The sequence below is a fragment of the Superficieibacter electus genome (genome assembly GCF_002915575.1).
In the GTDB taxonomy this organism is placed as follows: Bacteria; Pseudomonadota; Gammaproteobacteria; order Enterobacterales; family Enterobacteriaceae; genus Superficieibacter; species Superficieibacter electus.
Map to the genome: position 1 here is coordinate 104,743 of NZ_PQGD01000002.1, position 13,857 is coordinate 118,599.

At 49.8% G+C, this 13,857-nt stretch carries 11 protein-coding genes; 4 read left to right on the forward strand and 7 right to left on the reverse strand.

Features of this window, described 5'->3' with window-relative positions:
- Positions 1-92: 92 nt before the first annotated feature.
- Positions 93-881 (reverse strand): YdcF family protein, encoded by a 789-nt coding sequence (locus CHU32_RS02550; RefSeq protein WP_103676444.1) that lies wholly within the window; start codon positions 879-881, stop codon positions 93-95.
- A 205-nt stretch (positions 882-1,086) separates the two neighbouring features.
- On the opposite strand from CHU32_RS02550, the gene CHU32_RS02555 reads away from it, so the two are divergent.
- From CHU32_RS02555 to CHU32_RS02565, 3 genes are read left to right on the forward strand one after another with little or no spacing between them, the layout of a single operon-like run.
- The gene (locus CHU32_RS02555; protein ID WP_425444874.1) at positions 1,087-2,739 is read left to right on the forward strand and encodes an MFS transporter; all 1,653 of its coding nucleotides are present in this window, start codon (positions 1,087-1,089) and stop codon (positions 2,737-2,739) included.
- A gap of 19 nt (positions 2,740-2,758) precedes the next feature.
- Complete coding sequence (locus CHU32_RS02560) at positions 2,759-3,841, forward strand: HlyD family secretion protein (protein ID WP_103676445.1); 1,083 nt, start codon at positions 2,759-2,761, stop codon at positions 3,839-3,841.
- Positions 3,838-5,217, forward strand: a complete 1,380-nt coding sequence (locus tag CHU32_RS02565; protein WP_103676446.1) for an efflux transporter outer membrane subunit — start codon at positions 3,838-3,840, stop codon at positions 5,215-5,217. Before CHU32_RS02560 ends, CHU32_RS02565 begins: the two co-directional genes overlap by 4 nt.
- Before the next feature lie 101 nt (positions 5,218-5,318).
- Here the strand turns inward: CHU32_RS02565 and CHU32_RS02570 are convergent, their stop codons facing one another.
- From CHU32_RS02570 to hrpA, 5 genes are all read right to left on the reverse strand, one after another.
- Entirely contained in the window at positions 5,319-5,618 is a 300-nt protein-coding gene (locus tag CHU32_RS02570) for a hypothetical protein (protein ID WP_103676447.1), read from the reverse strand.
- Positions 5,619-5,892: 274 nt separating this feature from the next.
- Positions 5,893-6,141 (reverse strand): hypothetical protein, encoded by a 249-nt coding sequence (locus CHU32_RS02580; protein ID WP_103676448.1) that lies wholly within the window; start codon positions 6,139-6,141, stop codon positions 5,893-5,895.
- Positions 6,142-6,211: 70 nt separating this feature from the next.
- Complete coding sequence (locus CHU32_RS28510) at positions 6,212-6,496, reverse strand: hypothetical protein (protein ID WP_245880170.1); 285 nt, start codon at positions 6,494-6,496, stop codon at positions 6,212-6,214.
- Between the two features lie 359 nt (positions 6,497-6,855).
- A complete protein-coding gene (locus CHU32_RS02595; protein WP_103676449.1) occupies positions 6,856-7,191 on the reverse strand; it encodes a hypothetical protein in 336 nt (111 codons plus the stop codon).
- A gap of 116 nt (positions 7,192-7,307) precedes the next feature.
- Positions 7,308-11,210, reverse strand: coding sequence for an ATP-dependent RNA helicase HrpA (gene hrpA, locus CHU32_RS02600; RefSeq protein ID WP_103676577.1), 3,903 nt, complete (start codon positions 11,208-11,210; stop codon positions 7,308-7,310).
- 200 nt (positions 11,211-11,410) lie between these two features.
- Here hrpA and azoR point away from each other — a divergent pair, with 200 nt between their 5' ends.
- Positions 11,411-12,016: an FMN-dependent NADH-azoreductase gene (gene azoR / locus CHU32_RS02605; protein WP_103676450.1), complete on the forward strand. Its 606-nt coding sequence runs from the start codon at positions 11,411-11,413 to the stop codon at positions 12,014-12,016.
- 1,392 nt (positions 12,017-13,408) lie between these two features.
- Here the strand turns inward: azoR and CHU32_RS02610 are convergent.
- Positions 13,409-13,774, reverse strand: a complete 366-nt coding sequence (locus tag CHU32_RS02610; protein ID WP_133159255.1) for a hypothetical protein — start codon at positions 13,772-13,774, stop codon at positions 13,409-13,411.
- Positions 13,775-13,857: the final 83 nt, after the last annotated feature.

A 13,857-nucleotide genomic window follows, 5' to 3' on the forward strand; every position in this document is an offset into this window, starting at 1 on the left:
TAATTCCTACTGTTAAGGACTCATTATGTGAGGTATCTCAAAAAGTGCGCCGCCTGAGGAAAATGCCCGTTTATTGAAAAACGGGCGGCAGATTAAAGCAAAGAACGGTTCTTAAGCGCATCAATTAGACGCTCATCATCTTTGAGCGTGTGCCAGGCCTGCTCTATCTCAGCCGGAATATTGACGTGGGTGATGAATCCTCTCCCCTTTGGCCCATAGCCATCGGCATCATCACGCAGACGCGGTATTTCTCCGAGGATCAGCGACAGATAACGCTCAACCGGCCAAAGGCCTTTTACGTTATCCACCAGCGCGAGTCCATTTTCGCTATTGCGCAATTGCGGCACAATGCCTGGATAACTCACCCAGCGCCGCTGCATATGGTTTTCACGGAACTCATGAGCAAAGGTGGCCATTGTCCGACGCTGCATGGTAGGGTCCTGCACTACCACAATGTCTGTACACGTAAGGCCCGTAACCTCCAGCATCTGGCGTGTGAAGCGCGCATTCTCGCCACAGTTGGTGGATTTAGTCTCTGGCATCACGCGCTCAGTCGGGATATCCCAGAACTGCTGCGCTATCTGGGCCAGTATTTCCGCTTCGGAACGCCCGGTGGTCTGAACCTTGTTGTAGCGCGGATGACGGGCTATCGCCGCGTATAAGAAGGTGGTTGAATGTCCAATGCCACCGCTAATCAACAGCGGGCATGATTGCCCTGCAGCCAGCGCACAGGCCGCATCAATAGTCGGAATAACGCCGTTTCCTGCCAACACGACCAGGTCGATATCTCCGTCGACAGACTCACTCTGCGCCAGCCATTGTCCCAGCAGATTGGCGGCCTGAAGGGTGGTCGCGGGCAGTTGTGGAAAAATACCTGTCATTTACTTTACTCCTTGCGGTAACTCCCTGGAGCGTAACATTTGTCACGTTCCTTCACAGCGGATCACTCTTAAAACGACAGTGTAATCCTTTCTGTTTTCCCCCGCTGCTGGTCTATATTTTCATTCACTTGAATTATGAATCGTTCCGGTTGTACACTCGAACGCCGGGTGCTGAAGATACTGAAATACAAGGTGGAAAATCATTATGCGCCTGCCAGGACGTGATCCTTACGCGCCGCGCGAGTGGGCACCTCATGAGAAACCCATGCTGCTGGGCTCTCCTTCGACGCCCCTGCACAGCACGCCAAAACGCATTGCTTACGGCATCGTTGGCCTGCTGGTCTGCCTGACCGGGGCGCTGGGAAATGCGGTTGTAACCGCTAATTTGCAAAATTTGCAGGGTACGTTTGCTGCCTGGTCAACCGAAATCGCCTGGTTGCCTGCGGTATATGTCATGACCAATGTGTCAATCAATTTGCTATTGGTGAAATTCCGTCAGCAGTATGGACTACGTGCCTTTACCGAAGGTTTTCTGGTGCTGTATGTGCTGGTGACCTTCTTTCACCTTTTCGTTAACGATCTCAGTTCGGCCCTGATGGTGCGTGCTGCGCATGGCATGGTGGCAGCGGCGCTCAGTTCACTGGGAATTTATTATCAGATTCAGGCCTGGCCTGCGCGCCATCGGCTTAAAGCGCTGACCATTGGCATTACCGGCTCGTCGCTGGCCATTCCTCTTGCGCGGCTCTTTTCCAGCGATTTATTGCAACTGGACGAATGGCGTGGACTTTATTTCTTTGAACTCGGGCTGGCGCTGATCTCGCTGGCCTGTGTGATATTACTCAAGCTTCCGCCCGGCGATCGCAAAAAAGTGTTCGAAAAGAAAGACTTTCTGACGTTTATTCTACTGGCTCCCGGCATGGCGCTGTTGTGCGCCGTCCTGTCGCTGGGACGGCTGGAGTGGTGGTTTGAAACGCCGTGGATTGGCTGGGCACTGGCGGGGGCGCTGGTGCTGATCATCTCAGCGATCGTATTTGAACATAACCGGCAAAACCCGCTGTTAAACACTCGCTGGCTATCGAGCGGTAGCATTTTACGCCTCGGGCTGATCATGCTGCTCATCCGCATTGTGCTGGCAGAACAAAACACCGGGGTAATTGGCTGGCTCCAGTACGTTGGATTACAAAACGAACAAATGACCTCGCTGGCGTGGGCTATTTTTGCTGGTATTGTGTGCGGTATCACCGCCAGTTGTCTGACTATCAAACCGCAACGTCTGGCGTGGCCGATACTCACCTCGCTGGCACTGATGATTATCGCCTCGTGGCTGGACAGCCATTCCACCAGTCTGACCCGCCCGAATCAATTATTATTCAGTCAGTTTCTGCTCGGCTTTGGCAGTGCTTTTTTTCTTGCGCCCGCGATGCTGGCAGGCATTGGTGGCGTCGTGGCGGAGCCGCGTAACCTGGTCAGTTTCTCGGTGCTGTTTGGCATGAGCCAGAACATCGGCGGCCTGCTGGGGTCGGCAATCCTCGGGACCTTTCAGACCTGGCGGGAAAAGTATCACTCCAGCCTGCTTGCCGACCAGTTGACTACCCTTAATCCACTGGTTAACGAGCGCCTGCAACTCTACAGCCAAAGCCTGAAAAGCGTAATTGGCGACAGCGACCTGCTGAGTGTACAAGCGGGTCAACAGTTACAAACCGCCTCCACGCTTGAGGCAAATATTCTGGCTTATAACGATACTTACTTACTCACCGCCTCTGTTGCCGCCGCAACGATGCTGTGGATTTTCTGGCGCTTGCTGCGCTTGCGTATTACCGCACGCCTTGGTCTTAAACGCGCTACGGGTGCCAAATAATGTTATTTCAGGAGAAGTTATGAGCCAGCAGGACGCCGCCAAAGAGCGGGCGAATACGCGCAGCAACGTGCGCGTGGTCTCAATTTTTGCCGCCGCCGCGATTGCGATTGTCGGGGTGCTGGCGATCCTGTACGCCTGGCAGTTACCGCCCTTCACCCGTCATACCCAGTTCACCGACAATGCCTACGTTCGCGGGCAAACCACCTTTATCAGCCCGCAGGTGAACGGTTACATCACTGAGGTAAAGGTACAGGATTTTGTCCAGGTCAAACGTGGCGACGTGCTGATGCAGATCGATGATCGCATCTACAAACAGCGCGTTCACCAGGCCCAGGCGCAACTGGATATGAAAGTCGCTGCGTTAAACAACAACCTTCAGCAGCGCAAAAGCGCCGAGGCAGTCATCGCCCGTAATCAGGCGGCGCTGCAAAATGCGCGCGCGCAAAGCCAGAAAACCCAGGCCGACCTGCGCCGGGTGAAAGACTTAACCGCCGACGGTTCCCTGTCAATTCGGGAGCGTGACGCCGCGCTTGCCAGCGCAGCGCAGGGTAACGCCGACATCGCGCAGGCACAGGCGACGCTGGAAATGTCGCGTCAGGATTTGCAAACCACCATTGTGAACCGTGCCGCGCTGGAAGCCGATGTCGAAAATGCCAAAGCGGCCCTCGAACTGGCACAAATCGATCTGCAAAATACGCGCATTGTGGCTCCTCAGGATGGGCAACTCGGGCAGATTGCCGTCCGGCTTGGCGCGTATGTGGCAGCGGGAACGCATCTGACCTCGCTGGTGCCCGCGCAACACTGGGTGATCGCGAATGTTAAAGAGACGCAGCTGGCGGAGATCCGCGTTGGTCAGCCGGTGCGCTTTAGCGTTGATGCGCTCAATAACCGCCATTTCGATGGCCGGGTACAGAGTATCTCTCCGGCAACCGGCGTCGAGTTCAGCGCCATTTCGCCGGATAACGCCACCGGCAACTTCGTCAAAATCGCCCAGCGCATTCCGGTGCGCATTGAAGTGTTGGGTAAACCGGAGGAGATTGCCCATTTGCGGCCAGGGATGTCGGTACAGGTGACGATCGATACGCGTGAGGCCCAGCGATGAAACAGCGCCCCATCGCCCTGCTGCTGGCCGCCGTGCTCCTCGCCGCCTGTCAGTCCGTTGACGTTAAACCTGCTAAACCGTCGCTGCATATTCCGCCGCAATGGCGGCTGGCCGTAGGCCCGGCCAGCCCGGTGGAAGGCGTATGGTGGCGTCATTTTCACGACAGCGCCCTCAATCGCTACGTCGACCAGGCGCTGCAATACAATACCGATGTCTTGATTGCCCGCGAGCGCATTAATGAGTATCAGGCGCGGGTCTATGCCTCACAGGGCGATCTTTTCCCGACTCTTGATGCGGGGTTGAGCGCCACCCGCGCCCGTTCGCAATCTGCCGCCACCGGCCAGCCCGTCTACAGCACGCTGTATAAAGGCAACCTGACGGCCAGCTACGATGTTGATATTTGGGGTGCCAACCGCAGTGCTACCGAAGCGGCTGAAGCAGGTCTCGACGCGCAGAAAGCCGCGGCGGCGGCGGCTAACCTGACCGTCGCCTCGTCGGTCGCGGGTGGCTATGTGACGCTGTTGTCCCTTGATGAGCAACTGAAAGTCACGCTGGCGACCCTTGAAGCGCGTGAAGCTTCTTTTCGACTGGCACAGCGCCAGTTTGAAACCGGCTACAGTTCACGCCTGGAGCTGATGCAGGCAGACTCAGAACTGCGTGCCACGCGGGCGCAGGTACCGCAAATTCGCCATCAAATAGCTGAGCAGGAGAATGCGCTCAGCCTGCTGCTGGGCGCAAATCCGCAGAGCGTTGTTCGTGGCGGGACGTTTGATCGGCTTACCCCGCTGACTCTCCCCTCGCAGCTGCCGTCCTCGCTGTTGAACCGGCGTCCGGATATCATTCAGGCCGAGCGCCAGCTTGTTGCCGCCGACGCGACGCTGGCGGCGTCGCGTGCCCAGCTATTGCCGTCTATTAACCTGACTGCCACCGGCTCCGTTCAGGATCGTACCCTGCCCGGCCTGCTGGATAATCCGCTCCAGCTCTGGAGCATTGGCGGCAGTATTCTCGCGCCGCTGCTAAATCGCCAGGCGCTGAATGCGCAGGTCGATGTTTCTATGTCGCAACGTAATCAGGCGCTGTACAGCTATGAAAATACGGTACGTAATGCGTTTAAAGAGGTGAACGATAGCCTCGATGCAATCCGGCGTTTACAGGAACAACTACAGGAGCTGGAAGAACAGGAGACGGTGGCTCAGGAGACATTGCGCATTGCACAGAACCGCTATCGCAATGGTTATTCATCTTATCTGGATGAACTGGACGCCCAGCGCACGCTCTTTTCAACCCAGCTTAATGTGGTGCAGGTGAAAAACAGCCTGTTGCAGGCGCAAATAGATTTATACCGCGCGCTGGGCGGCGGCTGGAATGGTGGATAAGGTAGTGTAATGTAGTCAGGGACAGGGCTGAGGATCACTTTATAATCAGTAAGAGTGGCCGCTTCCTGTCCATCTCAATACTCATAGACATCATGTAATATTTATATGAAGACCTTACTTGGTATAAGCATCACCTCTATTACGCCAAAAACCAGTACATAAAAATACGCGACAACCACCAGCCACCGCTTCTTACCTTGCTTAAACAGGATTGCAACGAAAACCAAAAATAATATATGCCACCATACCTTGCCCATTCCATAAAACAACACCAAGATTACTAATAAAAAAGCACCACCAAACATGTCTAACTCTATTACACGATTCAAAACTATGCCTACTAACAAAACCAATAAGTATGTTGCAATGAGTAATGCAGATAACGTTGAAAGGTACTTCATTACATTCTCCAGATTGATGGCGCGTTTAATACTCCTTTATACCCTCTAAAAAAACGAAACCCGCCAGTTGTTTCGTATATCCCAGTTTAAGGAGGTCTCTTTTTATTGGCAAAAGAATTTTTTTCCACTGCTTTTGGACTCAGATACACTGACTTCAATTTCAGACTGTTCAATCACTGATTGCGTGTTATCAACATAAATGACATCAAACCATTGCGCACTTATCTTAATTCTGTTCGGCTCAATCAATTCGAAATCCCAGCGCGTTGTAAAACTACTGGACAGAAAGTTCATAAAAAAATCGCTTCGCACCGCAATTCAATTGCTTAAAAATATCAATAATATCGTTGTAGATATCGCTGATATCTCCTCTTTTACTTAAACACAAAATTAAATCACCAAAAAACAAATGAATATCGGTTTCGTAATCTGAGCATGTGGAAGAAATAGCCTCCGATACAGAAAGATCCTCATTATCTTTCTGACCTAAAGGCGTTGTTCGAACCATCTCCAGCTTAAACATTATTTTAACCTTTCGTTATGAAATGGCACAGTTGTTAAGGATTGCATGGAGATAGATAAAAATCCCATCGCTAATTTTCAGATGTTTTATTATCCATAACCAATAAACAATCCTTTCTCATAATCTCATTGATAGAATAATACAACCTATCCCGTAATACAAAAGCCCGATCCTCGTTTTGTTTGATTCGCTTAATGAATAACTCCTTTTCTAAATAAGTATTAATCCTAAATTCCAACGTAGGTGATGATAACCAGCAATGACAAGGAAGTTCTATTTTTTCATTATACTTAATACTGATAACTGTAACCCCTGCTATATCAAAAATGGCATTGACGGGAAGAATTATACTCATTGCAGCCCCTTATTTGTAATATTCCGACATAGCAATGATCTCATCGCATAATGTTTGAGGTTTGGTTTTTGGTATTTGGTATTTATTACCGCTCGACTCTGGTTAATCATCCACACCTTACGAGATTACGCTCTCGCCTGCCTGAGGCGAAGTTGACCATTGAAATGGCGCTCAATGCAGAGCTGACCAACCATCTTGGTCATGCGGAGCATAGTGCGAGGTGCAGGAGCTACGGAAGTAAATTTATCAGGTTAAACAGATAATTAAAGGAATAAAAGTCGGGATATCCGGCGTATTGAAAGAAGCATAAAAATAAAAGCCGGGAAGATTTCATACTGCCCCGGCTTAGAGAGAAAATATTAACTTTCTGGATACCTATCTAAATACCCATCACTTGATGGATACTTTGTAAAAAAGGATATATTATTACCGTCAATTTCAACATCAAATATCCTTGAACCATTTTCTTTTAAACCAATATCATGAGAATATAAGTTTAGCTCAACCTCATCCAAAAGAGATATGGCCATATTTTTAATAATCTCGTTGCATTCGTTAATCAGATATAGTATTTCTTCAGGGAAATTAGCATCAATAATAACCCCTTCATAATAATAATCAATTTTATCAATCTTGTTATATTCTATAAGGGCATATTCTTTATTTTCTTTAAATGAAAAAATATAATCTTTCATCGTTATTCTCCACATACTTTGAAAGAACCAAAAAGCCTTTCCTTGTTAGCATTAAATAAAGACACCCGGCCGCGTTATGCGAACCGGGTTTTAAGGAGTATAAATAACTAACAGACTTAAGCGCTAATCTGCTCCATCGCCTGCAATACCCGCTTGTCTGATATCGGATACGGCGTACCCAGTTGCTGGGCAAAGTAACTGACGCGTAGCTCCTCGATCATCCAGCGGATTTCTTTCACGTCGTCATCCTCGCGACGAGCGGGCGGCAGTTTATTGAGCCACTGCTGCCACGCCTGCTGGACCTGTTCAACTTTCAGCATCTGCGCACGGTCACGATGTGGATCGACCGCCAGTTTTTCCAGCCGTTTTTCAATCGCCTGTAAATAGCGCAGCGTGTCGCCGAGACGTTTAAAGCCGTTGCCGGTGACGAAGCCGCGGTACACCAGGCCGTTCATTTGCGCTTTGATATCTGACAGCCCAAGCGCCATGGTCATATCCACCCGGCCTTTAAGCCGTTTATTGATGGTAAACACAGCGGTCAGGATCTGTTCAACCTGTTTAGCGATCCCAACCACCGTGTCGTTGAGTTCAGCACGCACCTTTTCATGAAGCTTAGTGAACCCTTCTTGCGTCCATACCGGGCCGCCCGCCTCGTCGATCAGTTTATCGACGCCGCAGGAAATACAGTCATCGATCAGATCAAGCACTTTGCCATAAGGATTAAAGTAGAGCCCCAGCTTGGCTTTGTTCGGTAGCTTCTCGTGCAAATACTTGATGGGCGACGGGATGTTCAGCAACAACAAACGCCGCAAGCCGCGCCACATCGCCTGCTGCTGTTCCAGTGGGTTATCAAACAGTTTGATCCCCACGCTGTCGCGCTCATCAACCAGCGCGGGCCAGGCTTTGACTTTATAGTTGCCGCGCTTCTGCTCGTAGCTTTCTGCGAGGGTGCCAAAACTCCAGATGTGCAGGCCACTTTGCTCAATACCGTCATCCGCTACCGCCGACAGCGTTTCCTGTACTTTACCTTTCAGGCTTTCTTTCAGCGCCGTGAGATCGCGACCTTCAAGCAGCTTTTTGTTTTTGTCATCCACCACCCGGAAGGTGATTTTCAAATGATCTGGCACCTGATCCCAATGCCAGTCTTCACGATCAATCGTGTTGCCGGTCATTCGCCGCAGCTCGCGCTCCAGCGCCTCCAGCAACGGCAGTTCCATCGCACTAATGCGGCCTAAAAATGCTTCGGCATAATTAGGTGCCGGGACAAAATTGCGCCGCACCGGCTTGGGCAAGGATTTAATTAAGGCGATCACCAGTTCTCTTCGCAGGCCGGGAATTTGCCATTCAAAACCGGCCTCTTCGACCTGGTTTAATAGCGGCAGCGGGATGTGCACGGTAACGCCATCAGCATCAGCCCCCGGCTCAAACTGGTAGCTCAGGCGCAGCTTGAGGTTCCCCTGGTGCCAGAAGTTAGGGTAATCCAGCTTGCTGATCGACTCCGCACCTTCTTTGATCAACATACTTTTTTCAAAGTTGAGCAGGTCCGGCGTCTCGCGGCTAACCTTTTTCCACCAGCTGTCAAAATGACGGGCGGAGATAACATCAACCCCAACCCGCTGGTCATAAAATTCGAACAGCGTTTCGTCATCGACCAGAATGTCGCGACGACGCGATTTGTGCTCCAGCTCTTCTACTTCCGCGCGCAGTTTCAGGTTTTCGCGGAAGAAAGCATGGCGCGTCTGCCAGTCGCCTTCCACCAGCGCATGGCGGATAAATAGCTCGCGACACAGTGCCGGGTCAATCTGGCTATAGTTAACTTTTCGCGCCGCGACGATCGGCAGGCCGTAGACGGTCACTTTCTCGGTGGCCATGACTGCGCCCTGCGCTCGCTCCCAGTGCGGTTCGCTGTAAGATCGCTTCAGTAAATGTTGCGCAACCGGCTCCACCCATTCGGGATCGATTCGCGCGGCAATGCGGCCCCACAAACGGCTGGTTTCCACCAGTTCGGCCACCATCGTCCATTTGGGCGGTTTTTTGAACAATCCAGAACCGGGGAAGATAGAGAAGCGGGCATTGCGCGCGCCAGTAAATTCCTGCTTGTCGGCGTCTTTCATGCCAATATGCGAGAGTAAACCGGTCAACAAAGCGATATGAATCTCCCGATATTCCGCCGGCTCGCTGTTGACCGGAATGCCCAGCTCTTTGACCACCTGACGCAGTTGGGTATAGATATCCTGCCACTCACGCACGCGTAAATAGTTAAGATATTCGGTACGGCACAGGCGGCGAAACGCATTAGAAGACAGTGCCTTCTGCTGTTCGCCGAGGTAATTCCACAGATTCACAAACGCCAGGAAATCAGATTCTTTGTCGTGGAAACGGCGATGCTTTTCGTCAGAAGCCTGCTGCTTGTCCATTGGGCGCTCACGCGGGTCCTGAATAGACAATGCGGAGGTGATGATCATCGCTTCCCGCACGCAGCCATGTTTTTGCGCTTCCAGCACCATCCGTGCCAGACGCGGATCGACCGGCAGCTGCGAGAGCTGCCTGCCCATTGGCGTCAGTTTGTAGGCCGTTTGCTGTGCATCGGTGGTAATCGCCCCGAGTTCTTCCAGCAGGCGAACGCCATCCTGAATGTTGCGCTTGTCCGGCGCTTCGACAAATGGGAAAGCGGCGATATCGCCTAATCCCAGCGCGGTCATTTGCAGAATAACTGACGCCAGGTTGGTGCGCAGGATCTCCGGGTCGGTAAATTCCGGGCGTGACAGAAAATCATCTTCTGAATAAAGCCGGATACAGATACCTTCCGACACACGGCCACAGCGACCTTTACGCTGGTTGGCCGAGGCCTGGGAAACCGGCTCAATCGGCAAACGCTGGACCTTGGTACGGAAGCTATAGCGGCTGATGCGCGCGGTACCCGGGTCGATGACATATTTAATGCCCGGCACCGTCAGTGAGGTTTCCGCGACGTTGGTGGCCAGGACAATACGTCTCCCACTATGCGACTGGAAGACGCGGTTCTGCTCGCTGTTCGACAGGCGCGCATACAGCGGCAGCACTTCGGTATGACGCAAATTCAGTTTGTTCAGCGCATCCGCCGTATCGCGGATTTCGCGCTCGCCGCTCATAAAAATGAGGATGTCGCCCGCGCTTTCACGTCCCAGTTCATCGACGGCATCAAAAATAGCCTGAAGCTGGTCGCGTTCAGTATCGTCCGCCTCTTCAACGATCGGACGATAGCGCACCTCGACTGGATAAGTTCGTCCGGAGACTTCAATGATCGGCGCATTATTAAAGTGGCGGGAAAACCGTTCCGGGTCGATGGTTGCCGATGTGATAATAATTTTCAGATCGGGACGTCGCGGCAGCAGCTCGCGCAGGTAGCCAAGCAGAAAGTCGATATTCAGACTGCGTTCATGGGCTTCGTCGATAATGATGGTGTCGTACTGCATCAGCAGGCGGTCCTGCTGGATTTCGGCCAGCAGAATACCGTCGGTCATCAGTTTGACCATGGTGTTTTCGCTGACATGATCGCTAAAACGAACTTTGTAACCCACGCAGCCGCCTGGCTCAGTTTGCAGCTCTTCGGCAATACGATTGGCAACCGTGCGCGCCGCCAGTCTGCGCGGCTGGGTATGACCAATCAGCCCCTTCACGCCGCGCCCCAGCTCCATACAAATTTTGGGTAATTGCGTGGTTTTACCGGAGCCGGTTTCCCCGGCGACAATCACCACCTGATTATCGCGCACGGCCTCCAGAATAGCCTGTTTTTTCTGGCTGACTGGCAGGTTGTCCGGGTAGGTGATCGCCGGACGGGCGGCAAGGCGCAGCGCAACCTTCCGCGCGGCCTGCTGGATTTCGCCAGCAAGTGTCGCAAGAATACCTTGCTGAGCTTCAGGATTTTTAACTTTCTTCGCGCCGTATAGCCGTTTGGCAAAACGCTGTTTGTCGCGGAGCATCAGCGCGTCAAGCTGCTGGTGCAGGTCCGCAGGCGTCAATTTCTGTTGTTCTGTCATCGTGTTATGAGGCAATAACATGCCATAGATAAAGGTACTTTTAAGATAGGTATAGCGTAACACACTGGCGGTTTGACCGCCTTATTCAAAAAAATCGAATATAGAATTCGATATATTGCGCTATCACTGCGGCGCAATTGTGAATAGAGTGTCAACAAGTAGCGGGCTATCCCCCTTCAAACACATAAAAGGAAACACCCATGAGCAAAGTATTGGTTCTTAAATCGAGCATCCTGGCAGGGTATTCACAGTCTGGTCAGCTTTCTGACTACTTTGTTGAGCAGTGGAGTGAAAAACATCCCGGTGATGAAGTGACCGTACGCGATCTGGCAGCAAATCCTGTACCGGTGCTGGACGGTGAACTGGTCGGTGCGTTACGCCCGAGCGACGCTCCGTTAACCCCACGTCAGCAGGAAGCGCTGGCACTTTCTGACGAGCTGATTGCTGAACTTCAGGCTCACGATATTATCGTCATCAACGCGCCGATGTATAACTTCAATATCCCGACCCAGCTGAAAAACTATTTTGATCTGGTCGCGCGCGCAGGTGTAACCTTCCGTTATACCGAGAAAGGTCCTGAAGGTCTGGTCACCGGCAAACGCGCGGTGATCCTTTCCAGCCGTGGTGGTATTCATAAAGATACCCCGACCGACCTGGTAGCCCCTTACCTGACGCTGTTCCTTGGCTTCATCGGCATCACCGATGTTAATTTCGTCTTCGCTGAAGGTATTGCCTACGGCCCGGATGTTGCCGCACAGGCGCAAAACGATGCGAAAGCGGCCATTGACGGGCTGGTTGCTGCCTGAGTGTTTACGTTCCTTCCGCGAAAGGCGGGAGGAACGTTACTTAGCAAATGAAACGCTAAGCCGATTTCTCGCTCAGAAGACCCGCTATCGAATGACCTGGTTCACATTTTAAATCGCTAGCGGGGACTTAAACCATCTCAATATAATCGCAAAGAGTTTGGATGCTTGTCTGACTCCCCAATATAGTTGGTTCGTCTGAAGGTTAAATTGAGCCTTCACAAATCACCAAAACTATGACAAAGGTTATATTTAGCATCATACGTCCAGGATGTAGTCAAGCTTAGTCCACCCTGCCTTTATTTTGGTAGTTGGCATTCAAATATAGGGGGGAGAAAAACCTCCACATTTCCGCTCACATTCCCTGTATAACGGTCCACTTAAGCTCTGGATATAATTAAGCCTTCAGAGGGTTTATCGGCTGCAATATAAAGTTCAAAAGTGCATATATCGTTTTCGATAAAAGTTCCCAGGGTCAGGTGATTTTTCTGTTCTGGTGTGATTCAGTCTTTTCCTTCCGCAATGCGTTTTCTGAGCGCATTCCTCGTAGCATCACGAGCCACTAGTTCCAGTTTAGAAACATGAAGGCGTTTCTTTTGGTCTGGCATTCGTATGGTTTCCATCCTTCAAAGCTATCCTGTGGTTTGAGCTGGCCTATACGGCAGGGTAAGATTCCGAATGCTCACAACCCTCTTGAATACCGTTTTCTGTCACATAGAATGAATAAAAATTTGAAGCCAGCTACTAATTAAACGCCAATATACTATGCCATATATACAAAATACGTGTAGCAAATATATACATATACAAGGTTAAAAAATAACTTAAAGGCTTTTGATATATTAAATTGATTAGATAAATACCATTTCACTGGTTGTTTATTAATATTGGAACTATTATACTTTATGTGAAATGAGGCTAACCGTTTGGTGCCCCCATCTATTATTGAAAATATTGAATAATAAATAAAAGCATAAACGCCAAGCATATGTACTATTTTTAATGATAGTATATCTCGAACAGAATGAAATATAATATATATTGACAAAAGATACAAAGCGATGCCTAAAAAAATCTAAATATAAGATTGTTGTATACCGGGAAAAACGGTTCTAGCATACGAACAAAGTTATTCATACTATCCTCCAGTAATAACAGTAGATACACCTAATAGCACCATACCCAATGTGTAGGGAAAAAGCATGAACTACGTTTGTGTTAAATCACACTTTTTTCTCTGCTCAAAAACCATGTCTTCACAAGCTTATACATAAGTTAGCGTTACGTCCGTTGTATTACTAACTCGTGTACCAGCGGCACTACGTGATCCTGCCTTAGACCGTTCCCGCTGTCGTGATTTACTTGCCAATGAAACATCACGACAACGATAAAAATTTATATCTGTTTTATTAAATCCGCATAGAAAGATACAAGTTTAGGCAATTTTTTATTATCTAATCCATTATACCAGCTATAAAAAAGGTCAGGTTCCTCAGCATAAAAAATACATGCTTCATCCGTACTTGAATCCATGGAGTCAGGGATATAACGCCCCAGGAAAAAATCATCTATTTCTGACAATGGGTAATCATCAAAATAATTAACTTCATCCTGTGTTAAATCCATATCAATGAACGGCAAGCAAGTGCCGAATTTGATAATACATTTACATTTATCCCCATAAGACAAGATATTTATTCCACTATTTAATAAATTTACTATACTTTCAACTTCAGATAAAATCCTCTTTTTATTGATCATGATTTCTTTATTAAACTCATATAAGTCTTTAGTATACCCGTAGTCAAAAGCTAATAATTGGCGCGGAATCAATGCATATCTAA

What these genes read in the sequence shown, in the direction of transcription:
- CHU32_RS02550 (WP_103676444.1), bottom strand. Translation starts at nt 881, where the DNA reads ATGACAGGTATTTTTCCACAACTGCCCGCGACCACCCTTCAGGCCGCC.
- CHU32_RS02555 (WP_425444874.1), top strand. Translation starts at nt 1,087, where the DNA reads ATGCGCCTGCCAGGACGTGATCCTTACGCGCCGCGCGAGTGGGCACCT.
- CHU32_RS02560 (WP_103676445.1), top strand. Translation starts at nt 2,759, where the DNA reads ATGAGCCAGCAGGACGCCGCCAAAGAGCGGGCGAATACGCGCAGCAAC.
- CHU32_RS02565 (WP_103676446.1), top strand. Translation starts at nt 3,838, where the DNA reads ATGAAACAGCGCCCCATCGCCCTGCTGCTGGCCGCCGTGCTCCTCGCC.
- CHU32_RS02570 (WP_103676447.1), bottom strand. Translation starts at nt 5,618, where the DNA reads ATGAAGTACCTTTCAACGTTATCTGCATTACTCATTGCAACATACTTA.
- CHU32_RS02580 (WP_103676448.1), bottom strand. Translation starts at nt 6,141, where the DNA reads ATGTTTAAGCTGGAGATGGTTCGAACAACGCCTTTAGGTCAGAAAGAT.
- CHU32_RS28510 (WP_245880170.1), bottom strand. Translation starts at nt 6,496, where the DNA reads ATGAGTATAATTCTTCCCGTCAATGCCATTTTTGATATAGCAGGGGTT.
- CHU32_RS02595 (WP_103676449.1), bottom strand. Translation starts at nt 7,191, where the DNA reads ATGAAAGATTATATTTTTTCATTTAAAGAAAATAAAGAATATGCCCTT.
- hrpA (WP_103676577.1), bottom strand. Translation starts at nt 11,210, where the DNA reads ATGACAGAACAACAGAAATTGACGCCTGCGGACCTGCACCAGCAGCTT.
- azoR (WP_103676450.1), top strand. Translation starts at nt 11,411, where the DNA reads ATGAGCAAAGTATTGGTTCTTAAATCGAGCATCCTGGCAGGGTATTCA.
- CHU32_RS02610 (WP_133159255.1), bottom strand. Translation starts at nt 13,774, where the DNA reads ATGATCAATAAAAAGAGGATTTTATCTGAAGTTGAAAGTATAGTAAAT.